This is a genomic window from Cellulomonas sp. (genome assembly GCF_017744555.1).
In the GTDB taxonomy this organism is placed as follows: Bacteria; Actinomycetota; Actinomycetes; order Actinomycetales; family Cellulomonadaceae; genus Cellulomonas.
The window spans coordinates 1-15,555 of sequence record NZ_JAGIBD010000049.1; the positions used below are offsets into that span (position 1 = coordinate 1).

Here is a 15,555-nt window from a genome sequence, read left to right on the forward strand (position 1 = left end):
CCCGCCTACTGGCACCCCGTCTTCGCGGACCTCGGCTACCAGCGCGGCCAGTGCCCGAACGCCGAGGCCTACTACGCGCAGGAGATCTCCCTGCCGCTCTTCCCCGACCTCACGGACGCCCAGGTGGACCGCGTGATCGACGAGGTGCGGCGCGCGGTCGCGGGGCGCTAGACCCGTGAGCGCCGCCGCGCCCGGACCGGAGGGCCCCGCCGTGGACGCACCGGCCGCCGCGTCGCCGTCCGCGACCCGGACCGTGCTGGGGCGTGGCTCGCTCTACACGCTCGCCACCGCCGGCCCGGCGCTGGCGGCGCTGGCGGTCATCCCGGTCGTGACGCGGGCGGTACCGCCCGTCGAGTACAACCTCGTCGCCGTCGCCACCGTCGTGACCCAGGTCTCCTTCATCCTCGTCGCCCTCGGGCTCGGTGCGGCGATCACGCGGCAGTACGTCCTCGACGCCGGCGGTGCCGCGGGGGCCCGGGGCGTCGTCCTGCAAGGCGCCGGCATCGCCGCGGTCCTCGCCGCGGTGCTCGTGGCCACGGGCGGCGCGTGGTCCCCGCTCGTGCTGGGTCGGCCCTTCGGGTCGGAGCTGGTGCTCGCGCTCGTCGCGGGGGCCGGCGGTGCGTGGACCGTGCTCGCGCAGGCGTACCTGCGCGGCGCCGACCGCCCCGTGCCCTTCGTGCTGCTCGCCGTCGTCGCGAGCCTGGTGGGCCCGGCCGCGGGCATGGTGGCCGTGGCGGTGACCGGGCCGACCGCCGTCGCCTACCTCGCGGGCGTGGCCGGCGGCTACGTCCTCGCGGGTACCGCCGGCCTCGTGGTCGTGCTGCGCGCGGGCCGCGCCGAGGTCACCCGGCGCGGGCTCCGCGCCGCGCTGCGCGTGGGGGCGCCCACGGTGCCCCACCAGGTCGCCCTCTACCTGGCGCTGGCCGGGCTGGTGGTCGTCGCGGACCGGGCGCTCGACGGCTCGGGCGGGGCCGCCAACGTCGCCCTGACGATCGGTGCGGGGGCGACGGTCGTGACGGCCGGACTCAACAACGCGTGGGCGCCCGTGGTCTACCGGGCGGCGCCGGCCGACCGTGGGCGGGTGCTCGACGAGACGACCCCGGTGATCGCGCTGGTGGCTGTCGTCCTCGCCGGCGGCGTGGCCCTCCTGGCGCCGTGGCTGGTGCGCCTCGCGCCCTCGTCCCACTACCCGCCGGACGTGCTGGTCCCGGTGGTCGCCGTGGCCTCGGCGGCGGCGCTGCCGTCGGTCGTGTACCTGGCGAGCGCGCACCTCGTGTTCGCGTGCGGGCGCACGTGGCGGCTCGCGCTGAGCACGCCCGCCGCCGTGGCCGGTGGGCTCGCCGCTGCCACGTGGCTGACCGGCGTAGGGGGGCTCGTCGGGGTGGGGGTCGGGTACCTCGTGTCGTACCTGCTGCTGGCGGCGCTGACCACCGTCGTGCAGCGCCGCGTCGCCGACCGTCCGTGGTCCCCGCCTGCCGCGCCGTTGACGACGACGCTGTGGCTGGCCGTCAGCGTGGCCGGCGCACTCGTGCCGGCCGACGGCGACGTCGCGACGGTCGCCAGGGTGGGCGGGGCCGCGCTGCTCGGTGCGGGCGGGCTGTTCGCGGTGCGTCGGGCCCTGCGGACGGGCGTACGCGCGGAGGGCGGCCTCTAGCGGGCTGCTACCGGTCGCTCGCCCCGCCCCCGCGAACGCCGGACGACCGCGTCCCCGGCCCTGGGGTCGGGACCTCGAGCGGTGCGCTGGGCGTCGCGGGCGCGGCGCCGAGCGGCCGAGGCAGGTACTGCGTGGCCGCGGCGAACCACGCGGCGAAGGGCATCGACGGGGCGTCCGACGGCGGCGACTGCTGCGCGGCCCCGATGGCGCGACGGCGGACCTGCGTGACTGCACGTGACGCGGGCGCCCGTAGCCAATGGTCCAGCCACGGGCCCGGGTTCCGACGGTCCCAGCGCAGGAGACGACGCAGCTCCTCCGGGGGGAGCACTGCGTCCGCGCCCGTCTCGGCGCGCGCCACGGCCGTGCGCTCCGCCGTGGACGTCCCGGCCTCGTAGAACTCGGGCCACCGGACGGCGAGTGCGTCGGCCGCCCGTCGAGGCTCACCCGCCAGCCGCATGGCGTGACCCGTGACGGTGGCGTCGATGCCCACCGACGCGGCGTACAGCACGGGGGTGGAGAGCCGGTTTGACACGACGCGGCTCGCCCCCGTGAGCAGCGTGTGCAGCCTGCCGAGGAAGGCGGGGTCGGTGCGCTCGCCCAGGGTGACGAGCTGGTGACCGGCCGCGGCGTAGGCGGCGACGACCGCCGGGTCTCGGGCCTCGACGTGGTAGAGGCAGACCGTCGCCGGACCTTCGGTCTCCGCCCACGCCCGGGCGACGGCGGCATGGTCGCCGATCAGCGGCTGAGTCGCGATGCCGTGCACGGGCAGGATCACGGTGCCGGCGCCCGCGGCCCGTGGCTCCACGAGGCGGCACAGATAGTGCCATGGTGCCCCGAGGGCGGTGCTCCGGCGCGGGGCGCTGGCCGGGTCCCACGCACGTGACGAGTGCGACCAGACGTAGAGCTGCCGACGGACCCGCCCCTCGGGCGCGCCGACGGCCGGGAAGTCGCGGAAGTGGGTGTCGAGCGGAGACACGGCGGTCCAGCCGTGCTGCAGCAGGCCGGGCAGGTGCCGGGGACGGTCGAGACCCGCGTAGCGGGCGAGCGCGCTGCTGTGGCCGTAGTAGTGGTTCTGCGACTCCACGGCGACGAGCCTACGGTGCCGGCGGGTGGGCCGTGGTGCACGCGGGGTCGCGCGACTGGGGGCCCAGGAGGTCGCCCCGTAGTCTGTCGCGCGACGAGGCCCCCAGGGCACAGGCGTGAGGAGAGGTGAGCATGTCGACGGAGGGTGACGGTATGGAGCCGCGCTCCCGCGTCGCCACGGTCGCGACCCTGACGCTCGTCGCGGCCGGCGCCGTGCAGGTCTTCCTCGGGCTGTGGTGGTGGGTCGGCAACCAGGTGTGGATCCCGCAGTACGGCGACACGGTCGAGTACATCGCGCAGGCGCAGTCGTTCGCTCTCGACGGCTACCGCACGCTGGCGTACCCGGTCGCGATCCGGGGGGCGGTCGAGATCGGGTCCGTCCTCCACGTCCCGTGGACCGTGCTCCTGTACCAGATGCAGCTGGCGGTGTGGGTCGCGGCCGCGTGGTACTTGGTGCGAACCGCCTCCCCGCACGCGTCGCGGACCCGCGTGCTCGCGTGCACGGCCGTCGTCGTGACGGTGCCGTTGCCGCTGCACTACGCGGCCACGGTGCTGACGGACTCGTTCGCGCTCTCGACGCTCGTCGTGGTGGCGTGCGCGGCCGCACGCGTCGTGGCGCGGGACCGGCTCGACGCGCGGACTGTGCTGGTGCTGGTGCTGGGGGTCGCGGCTGCGGTGTTCGTGCGGCCGGACAGGCTGTACGTCACCGCGGCGATCGCGGTCGGTGCCGGCGTCGTCGCGCTGCTCAGGACCCGCCGTCGGGCCTGTTCGCGACTGAGCCGCCGGCGCGCGCTGCTGCTCACCGGCGTGGTGCTCGTCGGTGTCCTGGTGCCGGGCCAGGGCATGACCCTGGTCAACAGGGCCACGCAGACCGCCGACCTCGGGCGCTCAGCCCCGTCCGCGACGGCCTCGCTGTTCGGTCGGGTCGCGGGACCGCACGTCGACGACATCCGCGAGCTCGTCCCGCAAGAGGTGGCCGTCGCGTTCCCGTCGCCCGGGGCCAACCGGTGGGAGGTCGCCGACGCGCTCGTCGAGGCCGGCGGGGACCGCTACCTGCTCGCGGCGGTGCGGGCCACACTGGACTGCTGCGCGCGCGCCGTCGTGCAGAGGTCGGCGCAGGACGTCGTCCACGGGCTCGGCGGACCGTATGCCGTCGCGCTCGACTGGGTGACCGGGTCGAACAGCAGCGCCAACTGGGACTTCACACGGATGGCGCAGCACCGCCCCGGCGTCACGGCTGCCGTGATGGCCTGGTCAGTGCCCGGGGCCCTGGTGCTGGCGTTCGGGTCGGTCGTCGCCGTGATGGAGGTGCGGCGCCGGAGGCGCGACGCGGCGGTCGCCGGCGTGGCGGTGGTGCTGTTCGGGGCCAGCCTGGTCGTCGCCGCCTTCTTCGGGCTCACCACGAGCTCGGTGCCGAACCCCCGGTACACGCTCATCGCGCAGGCCGTCGCGTGGGCCCTCCCCGTCGCCGTCCTGCTGGCGCCGCCGCGTGTCGAGCTCCCTGCCCGGGACGTGACGAGGACGGCCGATGATGAGGGCCCGCAGGTCACGACGTCTGGGTGACGTCGGGACTGGTGCAGGGTCGGGTCGCTGCGGGTACTGTGTGTCGTCAACTTCAGCGACCCCAGGAGTGCACCCGGTGGCGGACAACACCGACACCTGCTTGGTGGTTCCCCTGTACAACGAGGGGAGCGTCGTCGGCGACGTGATCTCTGCCGCGCTGGCGGTGTTTCCGCGCATCGTCGTCGTGGACGACGGCAGCTCCGACGACTCCGCGGCCGTCGCACGGCGAGCGGGCGCGCTCGTGGTCGAACACCCGCTCAACCTCGGTCAGGGTGCCGCGTTGCAGACCGGCTTCGAGGCCGCGCGCCTGCTCGGCGCCGAGTACGTCGTGACGTTCGACGCCGACGGCCAGCACCGGACAGACGACGCCGCGGCCATGGTTGAGAGGCTCCGCCAGGACGACGCGGACGTCGTCCTGGGCTCGCGGTTCCTCGACGGGCGCACGCGTCCGGGCGCGCTGAAGCAAGCCGTCCTCAAGGCTGCCGTCCTGTACTCGAACCTCACGACGGGCGTCCGGCTCACGGACACCCACAACGGCCTGCGGGCGCTCAACGCGACCGCGCTCGCGACGCTTCGCATCCGGCAGAACCGCATGGCGCACGCGTCGGAGATCATCGAGCAGATCGGCCGTTCCGGGCTGCGGTGGGTCGAGCACCCCGTGCACATCGTGTACTCCGACTACTCGCGATCGAAGGGGCAGTCCGTGCTGAACGCGGTCAACATCGTCACCGAGCAGCTGTACCGGTGAGCCCGTGCTGATCAAGGTCCTGCTGCTCCTCGCGATCGCCGTGGTCGTGGTGCTGAGCCTGCGAGCCCCCGCCGGTGCTCGGCACCTCGCCGTGCGGCGCGTCTCGGTCACGGGCTTCGCCGCGCTCGCGGTCCTCTCCGTGCTGTTTCCCGACGCGTGGAACGCGGTCGCGCAGGTCGTCGGTGTGGGTCGGGGGACCGATCTCCTGCTCTACGGGCTGATCGTGGTCTTCCTCGGCTACCTGGTCACGTCGTACCGCCGGTTCCGGGACCTCGAGGGTCAGATCACCCGTCTCGCCCGGCGGCTCGCGCTCGACGAGGTCGCGGACGACCTCCGTCCGGCGCGCGTACCGGGGAGCGACGGTGACCCGCCGTCGGAGGGCACGCCGGGCCCGCGCACCCGCCCGGGAGCCGCGTGACGATGACCGGCGCGCCGACGCTCACGCCCGTCGAGACGGCGCGTCCCCGACCCGACCGGGTCGGCAGGTTCGTCGACGGCTGCTTGGACGTCGCCGTCGCGGCGCTCGGGCTGTGGACTCTCCTGTACTGGGGTGTGCTGGCCGGCTTGACGCTGACCGCCGCGCTCGTCGGCTGGACGATAGGGGTCGTGGGCGTCGCCGTGCGGCGCGCGCGACATTCCTGGACGCGTGACCTGCCGGAAGGCGGCGCGGTGCGGAGCCGGGTGGTCGCGGGGCTGGCGGGCGCGGTCGCGCTCTTCGCCTCCGCCATCTCCAGGCCGGACGGTGACGACGCGTCGTTCGTCGTGCGGTCGACGTGGATCGCGGAGCACGGGGCACTGCCCGACGGCGACTTCGTGTTCGGCGAGCCCGGCTGGCCGGCGACGTTCGGCTCGGTCCCGAACGTCAGCTCCATCGAGGCGTTGCTCGGGGCGCTGGCCCGTGCGACCGGCCTGCCCGCCGGGGACGTCGTCTACCGCTACGCGGTGCCGCTCGCTGCCTTCGCCGCCGTGTGGGCGCTGTGGGTGCTGCTGCGTGCCTGGGGCGCGCGGCGGCCGGTGGCCTCCCTCGTCCTGGCCCTGGTGTTCCTGATGCTCGGCGGGTACGCGCACGCGACCTGGGGCAACCTCTTCGTCGCGCGGATCTGGCAGGGCAAGGTGATGCTGCTCGCCGTCCTGGTGCCGTATCTCTACGCGTACGTCGCCGTCCTGTGGCGCCGCCACGGGCCCTTGCCACGCGGTGATCTCTCGCGCGCGGCAGCCGTGCTCGCCACGGTGGGGCTCGCAGCGGTCGGGTGCTCGTCCACCGCCGTCTTCCTCGTGCCGCTCGTGGCCGCGGCGACGAGCGTCGCCCTGCTGCTCGCGCGACGGTGGCGCGACGCGGTCGTGGTGGTGCTGTCGGCGAGCGTCGGACCGTTCGCTGCGGGCCTGATGACCGTGCTCTCGCCGGTGGGCGCACGCAACGAGGGCGGCCGGGCGGGGGAGTGGCTCTGGTTCCGCGTGCTGGGTGACGCCCCGCCGGTCTGGGCGCTCGTGTCCGTCGCCGCCGTGCTCGTCCTTGCCGGGGTGCTGTGGCCCCGGTGGCTCGCCGCGCTCGAGCGACCCGCGCAGGTGGGCGTGGCGACGGCGGTCGCCGTGGGCCTGCTGTGCACTGTCCCGCCCCTGTACCCCATCCTCACCGCGCTGACGGGCGGTGACGCGATCGCCTACCGGATCGCGTGGGTCGTGCCCGTCCCCGCGCTCGTCGGCGTCGTCGCCAGCCTGCCTGCGCGGCGGTGGGCCGCGCCCGCCGCACCCGCTGTCGCCCTGGCGCTCGTGGCGATCCTGGCGGTCGGGCAGCCGCTGTGGGGAAGGTCGAACGGCGCAGGCCTGGGGCGCCCCGGCACCTGGAAGGTCCGTGAGCAGGTGGACCTCGCGGCCGCGAGGTGGATCGTCGAGCAGGCGCCGCGAGGACGGTACCTGGCGGCGAACTGGGTCGCGATGATGACCGGTGTGCTGACGTCCGAGCTGCGCCCGGTGGGCACGAGGATGGACTACGTGCGGTCGTTGGACCAGGTGCCCGGCTCGCAGGTCGAGGAGAGGGTCTTCCTGCAGTCGCTCGCGGACGGCGACACATCTCTGCGGGTCCCGGGGAACCTCGAGCGGACCAGGGCCGCGCTCGACGCGCTCGACGTCTCGGTGGCGTGCGTCGCGTGGTCGGACGCGTTCACCGCGGAGGTCTTCCTCGAGTGGGGGCCGGGCTTCGCGGACGGCCCGTGGACCTGCTGGAGCCGATGACCGCCGGCCCGCTCCCGGGTACGCACATCTGCCGACGGCTCCTCGGCGAGCCGAGACGACACCCCGGCCGCGGCCGGATAGCGTGCGGCAGCCGGTGACGGCGGACGGCGATGTGAGGAGCGGGGTTCGGGTGGCAGTGCGGCGTCGGCTGATGGCGGGTGTGACGTTGGTCCTCGCGGCCGTGCTCGGGGTGGTGGTCCTGCCCGCGCCGCCGGCCGGTGCGGCCGACGTCGTCGGGGTCCCGGCGAGCGGCTCGTGGGCCGTCGAGGGTCGGGGGTGGGGTCACGGCATCGGCATGTCGCAGTGGGGCGCGCAGGGTGCGGCGCTACAGGGACTGAGCACGGCGGCGATCCTCGACTTCTACTACCCCGGGACGACCGACTTCGACATCGGTCAGGACTATCCGCTGCGGGTGCGGCTCCTCAGCCTGGCCGGTGGCTCCGCCCAGCTCGGCCCCTCGACAGGTTCGCTCGTGCTGACGGACCTGTCGACGGGCGCGCGCACCACGCTGCCCGCCGGCGGACGCGTGGTGGTCACCCGCACGGGCGGCCTGTTCCGCGCCACCGTCGACGGCGCCGCCGTCCAGATCGCCGGGTCCGCGGCCTTCGCGGGACCGATGCAGGTCGCTGGAGCGCAGGCCGCCGAGGTGTGGGCCTACGCCGCGAATGGCTCGGCGCGCCTGTACGCGGGGAGCCTTCGCCTGCACGCGACCGGTGCTTCGTCGCTCGAGGTCGTCAACCACGTGCCGATGGAGCAGTACCTGCGGGGGGTCGTGCCGCAGGAGGTCTCGTCCTCGTGGGCGCCGGCGGCGCTGCGTGCGCAGGCCGTCGCTGCGCGCTCCTACGCGCTCGCCGTGCGCTCGACTTCAGGCACTGCGGACCTGTGCGACACCACGCAGTGCCAGGTGTACGCCGGACTGGCGTCGAGGACGGCGGGAGGCGCGGTCTCGGCGGTCACGCGCGCCTCGACGGACGCGGCGATCGTCGAGACCGCACGCGTGGCGCGCTACTACGGTGGTGGGCCTGCCTTCACTCAGTTCTCGTCGACGAACGGCGGCTACTCCAAGGCCGGGAGCCGCCCGTACCTCGTCGCGCGCGCCGACCCGTACACCGGCACAGCGCCGGGCGATGGGCGCACCCGCTGGACGGACACGCTGCCCGTGGCGCGCGTCCAGCAGTCGTGCCCGTCCGGCGGGACTCTGCAGCGGATGACGCTCACACGAGACGGCAACGGCGACCTCGGCGGCCGCATCACCTCGGCCCGGCTCGAGTGCAGCACCGGCACGGCGACGATCTCCACCCCGGCCTTCGGTCTCCTGTCGAGCTGGTGGAACCCCACGTCGGTGAACCAGCCGTTCGGCAACTTCGAGGTGGCGCAGGCGGCGGCGGGCGGCGTGCGCGTCAAGGGCTGGGCGATCGACCCGGACACTGCAGCTGCGATCGACGTCCGCGTCCGTGTCGGCGGCGCAGTCACGACCGTGCGGGCCGACGTGCGTCGCGACGACGTCGCCGCGGCCTACCCGAGCGCCGGGCCGCTCCACGGGTTCGACGCGGTCGTGCCTGGTGCGTCGTCGGGGACCGCCTGCGTGACGCTGGTGAACGTGGGTGTCGGATCCGACACCGACCTCGGGTGCCGGACGATCGCGTCCGCCGGGACCCCGCCGTTCGGCTCGGTGGACTCGATCACCGCCGTGCCCGGCGGCGACGACCGGGGACCGGTCGTGACGGTCTCGGGCTGGGCGGCCGACGGTGACGCGCCGCAGACGGCCCTCCAGGTCCGCGTGACCGTCGACGGCGTCGTCGCGAGCACGACCACCGCGAACGGCACACGCGGCGACGTGGCGGCGGCGTTGCCCGGGTTCGGGCCGGCGCACGGATACGCCGTCGCGCTCCGGTCGGTGGCACCGGGGAGCCGAGAGGTGTGCGCCCAGGCCGTCGACACCCCGACGGGCGTCGCGACATCGCTCGGCTGCCGCACGGTGTCGGTGCCCGGCGGTCCGCCGTTCGGCAACTGGGAGGTGGCGACGGCGGTGCCGGGTGGAGTCGAGATCAAGGGCTGGATGATCGATCCCGACACCACGGCGTCCGGCTACGTCTGGGTGAGCGTCGACGGCGCGGGTCACCCGGTGCCTGTGCGGTCGACGCGTGCGGACGTCGCGGCCGCCCATCCGGGCTACGGCAGCGGCCGTGGGTTCGTCCAGCTGGTCAGCGCGCCGCCCGGTCGCCGGACGGTCTGCGTCACCGCCGTCAACGTGGCGAACGGGTCCGACAGGCCGTTCGGCTGCCGAGTGGTCGACGTGCCGGGAGGATCCCCGGTGGGGAACTGGGAGGTCGCGGAGGGCGTGAGCGGCGGCATCCAGCTCACCGGATGGGCCCTGGACCCCGACACGACGGCGTCCCCGTTCGTGTGGGTCGAGGTCGACGGCCGCGGTCACCACGTCCGCGCGTCCGTCACACGGACGGACGTCGGCAGGGTCTACCCGACGTACGGCAACAGCTTCGGCTTTCGTGAGCTCGCCCAGGCGTCCTCGGGCCGCCACACCGTCTGCCTGACCGTGGACAACGTCGGTGCCGGTACGCCGACGTCCTTGGGGTGCCGCCAGGTCGTCGTCCCGTAGCCGTGCTCCTCACCGGCCCGGTGATTCCCCGCCGTTCGCGCAGGGGAGAGGCGTGGATGCGCGACGATTGCGCGTCACCCCAGTCGACCGAGGGGCTCAGGCGGAGGGCGGGGCGGCGCCGTTATCGCTGAGATCCACGCCGTCGCGGCCGGCGGCCGCAGCAGCCTCGAGGACGTCGACGCGACGCGCGAGCAGGGCGTGCTCCTCCGCGAGGGTGCGCGTCTCCTCCTCCAGTCCGGACAGCTCCGTGCTCAGCTGAATGCAGACGAGCAGCAGCACCACGAGCGAGCTGGCGAACAGCAGGTTCGCCGGTGTCTCGACGCCGACGAACCGGGCGAGACCGAAGACGAGCCCGGGGAAGGCGCCGAGCACGACGATGCTGACAGCGAGCACGATCCAGATGGCGGCGTACTTCTCTCGCAGCCTGCGTGCGCGCAGCAGCCACAGCAGGACGACGAGCGTGAGGGCCGAGAGGCCGAGCGCGAAACCATACCCGCTCATCGGACAGCCTCCCCGGGGACGGCGGTGCGCGGACGTGTCAGAGCGACGACGAGGGCGAGCCCTGCACGTAGAAGGAACACCGCGGCCTTCACCGGGCTGTGCGACGGCTCGCCGCCGGCACGGGGCCGCATCGAGACGCCCGTCTGCCGCACCGTCAGGCCCGCCCGGTGGGCGATGACGAGGGACTCGATCGTGTCTCCCAGGTACTCGGCCGGGTAGTTCGTGGCGAACAGCCGGACGGCGCGGGGGCCGGAGAGCTTGAAGCCGGAGGTGGTGTCGGTGAGGCGGCTGCCGGTGAGCCGCGAGAGCACGGCAGACAGACCGCGCATCGCCCAGCGCCGTGGTCCTCGTGCCTGGTACGTCCCGGTGCCGGCGAACCGTGCCCCGATGACGATGTCCGCCTTCTCGCGCCGCATCGTGGCCAGCAGATCGGCGATGTTCCGGGGATCGTGCTGACCGTCCGCGTCGAGCTGGATCACGCCGTCGTAGCCCCGCCGCAGCGCGTACGAGTAGCCGGCGCGCATCGCTCCGCCGACGCCCAGGTTGATCGGGAGGTCGAGGACCGCGACGCCGGCGGCGCGGGCCACCGTGGACGTGTGGTCGGTCGAGCCGTCGTTGACGACCAGCACGTCCGCGTCCGGAACGGTCTCCCGGAGCTCGGCAAGAACACCTGGGAGAGCCTCCTGCTCGTTCCACGCCGGGAGGACGACCAGCACACGGTCGAGGGAGGCAAGCACGGCGGACACTCTAGCCGACGGGTCCGTGACCTCCTGGGTCGGCGGTCACGGACGGCCCGGAGACCGGGGGACCTGCCCGCTGCCGGGCGGCCTCAGACGAGGCGCAGCACGGAGAAGACCAGCGCCCCGACGGCGAGCACGCACAAGGCCACAGTCGCGGGTCGCGTCTTCACCCCCGTGGCGGTGAGGACGGCCATCGTGGGGACGAGCGCGTAGCCGTAGCGGGCCGGCGGGGGCACGTACAGCCCTTGGGCCACGAAGCTCACGACGATGAAGAGCGACGCGCCGGTCAGGCCCGTGAGCAGCACCGCCCACGCCAGCGAGCGCTCCCGCAGCGCGCGGAGCCCGATGACGGCCGCGGCGACGAACCCCGTGCTGACCACGAGCTGGGACAGCCGCTGCAGCGCGTCGGTGAATTCGGGTCGCCCGACCTGCGCCCAGGGGCTCGACAGCGGCGTGAGCCACTGGCCGACGTAGCCGATGACGCCCTCGATGCTCAGCTCGTCGGTCTTGAACTTCTGGTTCATCGGGATGGCGTCGAGGTCGCCGTGAGTGAGCGCCCCCTGCGCGACCTGCCACCCCGCTGCCACGACGAGGGCTGTCACGGCGAGCGTCACGCCTCCGACCACCCAGTCCACCGGACGGAGTCCCGGCACGTCCCCCCGCGCGGGGCCGCCGTCCGGCCGCGAGGCGCTCTCGGACCCCACGAGGGACCACCGCTGGGCGACCAGCCGGATGAGCATCGCGAGGCCGATCGCGACCAGGACGGTGATGTTCGTCATCTTGATCGCCAGCGCGAGCACGGTCACGACGGCCAGCACGGGCCATCGTCGGGCGGGGCGCTCCTCCCACCAGAGCGCGGCGAGGAGAGCGCCCGCCCCGACGGCGAACGTGGCCGCGTCGGGCGTGATCGTCGCGCTCGGATACACGACCGCGGGCGTGCACGCGAGCAGCGCCAGCACTGCGGCCGACGCCCACCTGCCGGCGCCGAGACGCCGCGCCGCGGCGTAGGCCAGCAGGAGACCGGCCGAGAGCCACAGTCCACCGACCAGGCGGCCCGCGGTGACGAGGCTGTCCATCGTTGCGACAGCCTTGAGCGGGGCCGCGAGAGCGTGGGTGATCGTGTAGTAGAGCGGCGTGTTGGCGGAGGCGGTGTTGTACCCGGCCTCCTGGAAGTCGTCCGGGTCGTAGTCCCCGCCACGGACGCACGGCGGCAGCTCGAAGCCGGAGTAGTCGAGGCCTCGGCACGCCTCCTCCTCCATCGCCTCGTCCCCGAAGCGGTCCCCGGGGCGCACCAGCTCGGGGCTCTTGTAGAGGTAGTCGATGTGCTGGAGCTCGTCGATCGGGCCGACCAGCGTGTAGGTGCGGACGTGCAGGCCGACGGAGACGAGCGCGACGAGGACGACCAGGAGCGGCGGCAGCACGCGCCGAAGGACGCTCTGCCACGCCGGCGGCGTCGGTTGCTGCGTCGTCGCTCTCGGTTCGGCGGAATGGCTCACAGCGTCCTCGTCCTCGTCGCTCTGCTGGATGACAGCGTCACCCTAGACGCTGCAGCGCGACCTTCCGGGCACCCCTCGGAGGAGTCTCGCTCGTCCTCGCGGAGGTGCCTGTCATCGACTGACCACGCGGCAGCCGAGCGACGGGTTGTCCCCGATGGGCACGTTGATGGCGTAGACGCACAGCCGGTGGCTCCCGGCGGGGACGCGGACGGTGACCTCGTACCCGTGGTTGGTGGTGCGGGAGATCGCTGCCAGGTCGGGCCGCTCGCGGTCGGCGCGGGCAGGGGTGCCGCCGGTGTCCACGTAGACGTGCACGTCGATCGGCTGCGGGGTGTCGGGGTCGAGCGCCCAGCCCGAGACCGTCGCTGTGCCGGCCTGGGTGTTGAGCCGCACCGAGTCGATCTGCCCGACGGGAGGCGTCGCGGCAACCCTCAGCGCGCGGCAGCCCAGCGACGGGTTGTCGCCCGCGGGGCTGTTGATCGCGTACACGCACAGGGTGCTGTTCCCCGCGGGGACCCGGACGGTGACCTCGAACCCGTGTCGCGTCGTGGCGGAGATCGAGGCGAGGTCCGGGCGCTCACGGTCGGCCATGACGGCGGTGCCTCCCGTGTTCACGTAGACGTGGACCGCGATGGGCTCCGCCGTGTCGCGGTCGAGAGCCCAGCCCGACACCTTCGCGGTCCCCGCCGCAGCGTCGAGCGTCACGGAGTCCACCTGGCCGATGGGTGGGGTGTTGGCCACGGTGACGTAGCGGCAGCCGAGGATCCGGTCCGAGCCGGCGCCGACGTTGACAGCGCGGACGCACACGACGTGCGTGCCACCGCGCGCGGGCGCCGTCACGGAGTACCCGTGGCGCGACCCGTACGCGGGGAAGAGTCGTCCTACGTCAGGACGGTCACGGTCGGCGACAGCCCGGGTCTCGACCCCGTCGACCGAGACGCGGACCGTGATGGGCGCGCTGAGATCGGGGTCGATGAGCCAGCCCGAGACCGTGATGGATCCGGCCGTGGTCGAGGTGGAGTCCCAGCCGCCGAAGGGCGTGGACGCGACCGCGGCGTCCGCGAGGGCGGCGACGCGCGCGCGGATGCTCCCGAGCTGGTCGTACAGGCGTTGGCCCGGGCACGAGGTGAACTGCGCGTCGCGATGGCCGAAGATCGTCGGGAACGTCACGACTGTCCCCGCGGGGTACTTGCTCGCGCCGCCTCCGGACACCATGGACACGGACCCCGAGCCGGTGATGCGGTGCATCGCGAACTTCCAGGCGACCAGGCGGGAGATCGACTCGGTCATCGCGGGTGTCGGCGCGACGGCGTCGAAGCTGCCGATCGCGGCGACGCCGAAGGTGCGGGAGTTGAAGCCTCCGGTGTGCACCCCGACGACCGGGACGTCGGTCCCGCCGGCACGGCCCTCGAAGACTCGTCCGAACTGGTCGACAAGGAAGTTGTAGCCGATGTCGCACCAGCCCCGGCCTCCCGCCGCCTCCGGCCGGGTGTGGTAGGCGAGGAAGCCGCGGAGCAGGCCGGGGACGTCTGCTTCGCCGTAGGTCGACGTAGACGCGGTGTGGTGGATCGCGGCGGCGACGACCTCGGTCGACAGGTCCGGTCGGCACGTGCGCTGCGACTCGTCGGCACCCCACTGGGCACGAGTGATGATTGTCGGAGGCGCCGGGGCTGCGGCGGCGACCGATGCTGTGGTGGCGACCGGGGTCCGGGGATCCTGTTCGTCGGTGCCCGCGGAGGCGGGGCGCGTGCCCGCCGTCGCGTCGGCCGCGCGCGTTCCGGGGTCGATGAGGACCGCCTTGAGCCCGGTGACCGTGCCGCTCGTCGAGTTCGCCCAGACCTGCAGGCCGTCGGCGCGCAGTGCGACGATCGGGTCCGTCGCACGGCGCTGACCGGTGCCCCGCTCGGGGGACGAGGCGTCGGGACCGATGTCGGAAGGCGCGACCGCCTCCCACTCGCTCCAGACGCCGTCCTGCCGGACCCGGTAGCGGATCACGGTGTCGTCGTCGGCCGCGTCGGCGACGGCCTGCCAGCTGACCCCGAGCACCGAGAACTCCGCGGTGTCCATCTCTGCGGTCAGCACGTCCGCCTCGGGTCCGTCCGCCGCGGCGGTGGGCGTGGGCTGGGGTGCAGGCGTCGGCTCGTCCTCAGGCTGCGGCGAGGCGCTCGGGAGGAGGGGCTCGTCCGGGTCGCCCTCGGCTGGGGACGGCGTGGCCGTGCTCGTCCCCGGCTCGGTGCTCGGGTCCGCGTCCGGCTCGGGCGACGGGGCCGCGGGCTCCGGCGTCGTCGCCGCGCTGCGGACCGTGAACCGCGCGGAGGTCGTCATGCCGAGCGTGCGCGTGCTGCTGGTCGGCGTGGACGCGCCCGCCTGCGCTACCTCGTCGACGACGGCGGGAGCGGGCGCTGGCGCCCCTTGGTCGAGAGCTGTCTCGACGGGTTCCGGCGGGACCTCCGGCAGGTCCGCGACGGCGGCAGCGGCGACGCCGCTGAGGTCGAGCTCGACCGTCGAGACGGCCGTACCCGCGGCCGTCGGCGCCCCGACGGCCGCGGGAGGTGCCTGCACCACCGCCGCTGTCGCGGGTGCTGCCGCCATCATCAGCAGCGCGAGCGTCGCCGCGCCGAGTGTTCCTGACCTCATCATGTCGCTCCCCTGTCGCCAGGGGCCAGGGAACCACGCGCAGCGGTCAGGCTCGTGCTGACACACCGGCCGGTCGGTGGCGGTGCGCTCGGCGAGGGCGGCGACCCCGCGCTCGCGCTGCGCGCGGGACCGCCGCCGTGACGGGTGCGGGACCGGTCAGCGGTCGCCCGACTCCAGCAGGCTCAGCAGGTAGCTCCCGTAGCCCGACTTCACGAGCTTCTCCGCGCGCACGCGCAGCTCGTCGTCCGAGAGGAAGCCGCGCCGCCAGGCCACCTCCTCGGGCG

12 protein-coding genes and 1 pseudogene are annotated in these 15,555 nt (G+C 74.1%); 7 read left to right on the forward strand and 6 right to left on the reverse strand.

Going from position 1 to position 15,555, the window contains the following annotated elements:
* A partial coding sequence (locus J7523_RS19010; protein WP_291890207.1) for a DegT/DnrJ/EryC1/StrS family aminotransferase occupies positions 1 to 171 on the forward strand: 171 nt, incomplete at its 5' end.
* A gap of 4 nt (positions 172 to 175) precedes the next feature.
* Positions 176 to 1,654, forward strand: a complete 1,479-nt coding sequence (locus J7523_RS19015) for an oligosaccharide flippase family protein (protein WP_291890190.1) — start codon at positions 176 to 178, stop codon at positions 1,652 to 1,654.
* A gap of 7 nt (positions 1,655 to 1,661) precedes the next feature.
* On the opposite strand, the gene J7523_RS19020 is transcribed toward J7523_RS19015, so the two are convergent.
* A complete protein-coding gene (locus J7523_RS19020) occupies positions 1,662 to 2,738 on the reverse strand; it encodes a hypothetical protein (protein WP_291890192.1) in 1,077 nt (358 codons plus the stop codon).
* A 152-nt stretch (positions 2,739 to 2,890) separates the two neighbouring features.
* On the opposite strand from J7523_RS19020, the gene J7523_RS19025 reads away from it, so the two are divergent.
* The 5 genes from J7523_RS19025 to J7523_RS19045 all read left to right on the forward strand — a co-directional run bounded on the left by J7523_RS19025 (position 2,891) and on the right by J7523_RS19045 (position 9,897).
* A complete protein-coding gene (locus J7523_RS19025) occupies positions 2,891 to 4,300 on the forward strand; it encodes a hypothetical protein (RefSeq protein WP_291890194.1) in 1,410 nt (469 codons plus the stop codon).
* Positions 4,301 to 4,376: 76 nt separating this feature from the next.
* Positions 4,377 to 5,048 carry a glycosyltransferase family 2 protein gene (locus tag J7523_RS19030; protein ID WP_363267347.1) on the forward strand — a complete coding sequence of 224 codons (672 nt, stop codon included), beginning with the start codon at positions 4,377 to 4,379 and terminating at the stop codon, positions 5,046 to 5,048.
* 4 nt (positions 5,049 to 5,052) lie between these two features.
* Positions 5,053 to 5,466: a DUF2304 domain-containing protein gene (locus J7523_RS19035; protein WP_291890197.1), complete on the forward strand. Its 414-nt coding sequence runs from the start codon at positions 5,053 to 5,055 to the stop codon at positions 5,464 to 5,466.
* Between the two features lie 2 nt (positions 5,467 to 5,468).
* On the forward strand, positions 5,469 to 7,280 hold the full coding sequence (locus tag J7523_RS19040) for a DUF6077 domain-containing protein (protein WP_291890209.1): 1,812 nt from the start codon (positions 5,469 to 5,471) through the stop codon (positions 7,278 to 7,280).
* Positions 7,281 to 7,410: 130 nt separating this feature from the next.
* Positions 7,411 to 9,897 carry a SpoIID/LytB domain-containing protein gene (locus J7523_RS19045; RefSeq protein ID WP_291890199.1) on the forward strand — a complete coding sequence of 829 codons (2,487 nt, stop codon included), beginning with the start codon at positions 7,411 to 7,413 and terminating at the stop codon, positions 9,895 to 9,897.
* 96 nt (positions 9,898 to 9,993) lie between these two features.
* On the opposite strand, the gene J7523_RS19050 is transcribed toward J7523_RS19045, so the two are convergent.
* From J7523_RS19050 to J7523_RS19070, 5 genes and pseudogenes are all read right to left on the reverse strand, one after another.
* The gene (locus J7523_RS19050; RefSeq protein ID WP_291890201.1) at positions 9,994 to 10,398 is read right to left on the reverse strand and encodes a DUF2304 domain-containing protein; all 405 of its coding nucleotides are present in this window, start codon (positions 10,396 to 10,398) and stop codon (positions 9,994 to 9,996) included.
* Entirely contained in the window at positions 10,395 to 11,135 is a 741-nt protein-coding gene (locus tag J7523_RS19055) for a glycosyltransferase family 2 protein (protein ID WP_291890203.1), read from the reverse strand. The genes J7523_RS19050 and J7523_RS19055 overlap by 4 nt, the downstream gene beginning before the upstream one ends.
* A gap of 92 nt (positions 11,136 to 11,227) precedes the next feature.
* Positions 11,228 to 12,559: a glycosyltransferase family 39 protein gene (locus J7523_RS19060; RefSeq protein WP_291890205.1), complete on the reverse strand. Its 1,332-nt coding sequence runs from the start codon at positions 12,557 to 12,559 to the stop codon at positions 11,228 to 11,230.
* Between the two features lie 186 nt (positions 12,560 to 12,745).
* On the reverse strand, positions 12,746 to 15,271 hold the full coding sequence (locus J7523_RS19065; RefSeq protein ID WP_291890206.1) for an N-acetylmuramoyl-L-alanine amidase: 2,526 nt from the start codon (positions 15,269 to 15,271) through the stop codon (positions 12,746 to 12,748).
* A gap of 156 nt (positions 15,272 to 15,427) precedes the next feature.
* Positions 15,428 to 15,555 (reverse strand): annotated as a pseudogene (locus J7523_RS19070) (glucose-1-phosphate thymidylyltransferase); the annotation flags it as partial.

Bases quoted from the DNA above. Each gene is read 5' to 3' on its own strand.
- J7523_RS19050 (WP_291890201.1), bottom strand. From the start codon at position 10,398: ATGAGCGGGTATGGTTTCGCGCTCGGCCTCTCGGCCCTCACGCTCGTC.
- J7523_RS19065 (WP_291890206.1), bottom strand. From the start codon at position 15,271: ATGAGGTCAGGAACACTCGGCGCGGCGACGCTCGCGCTGCTGATGATG.
- J7523_RS19040 (WP_291890209.1), top strand. From the start codon at position 5,469: ATGACCGGCGCGCCGACGCTCACGCCCGTCGAGACGGCGCGTCCCCGA.
- J7523_RS19025 (WP_291890194.1), top strand. From the start codon at position 2,891: ATGGAGCCGCGCTCCCGCGTCGCCACGGTCGCGACCCTGACGCTCGTC.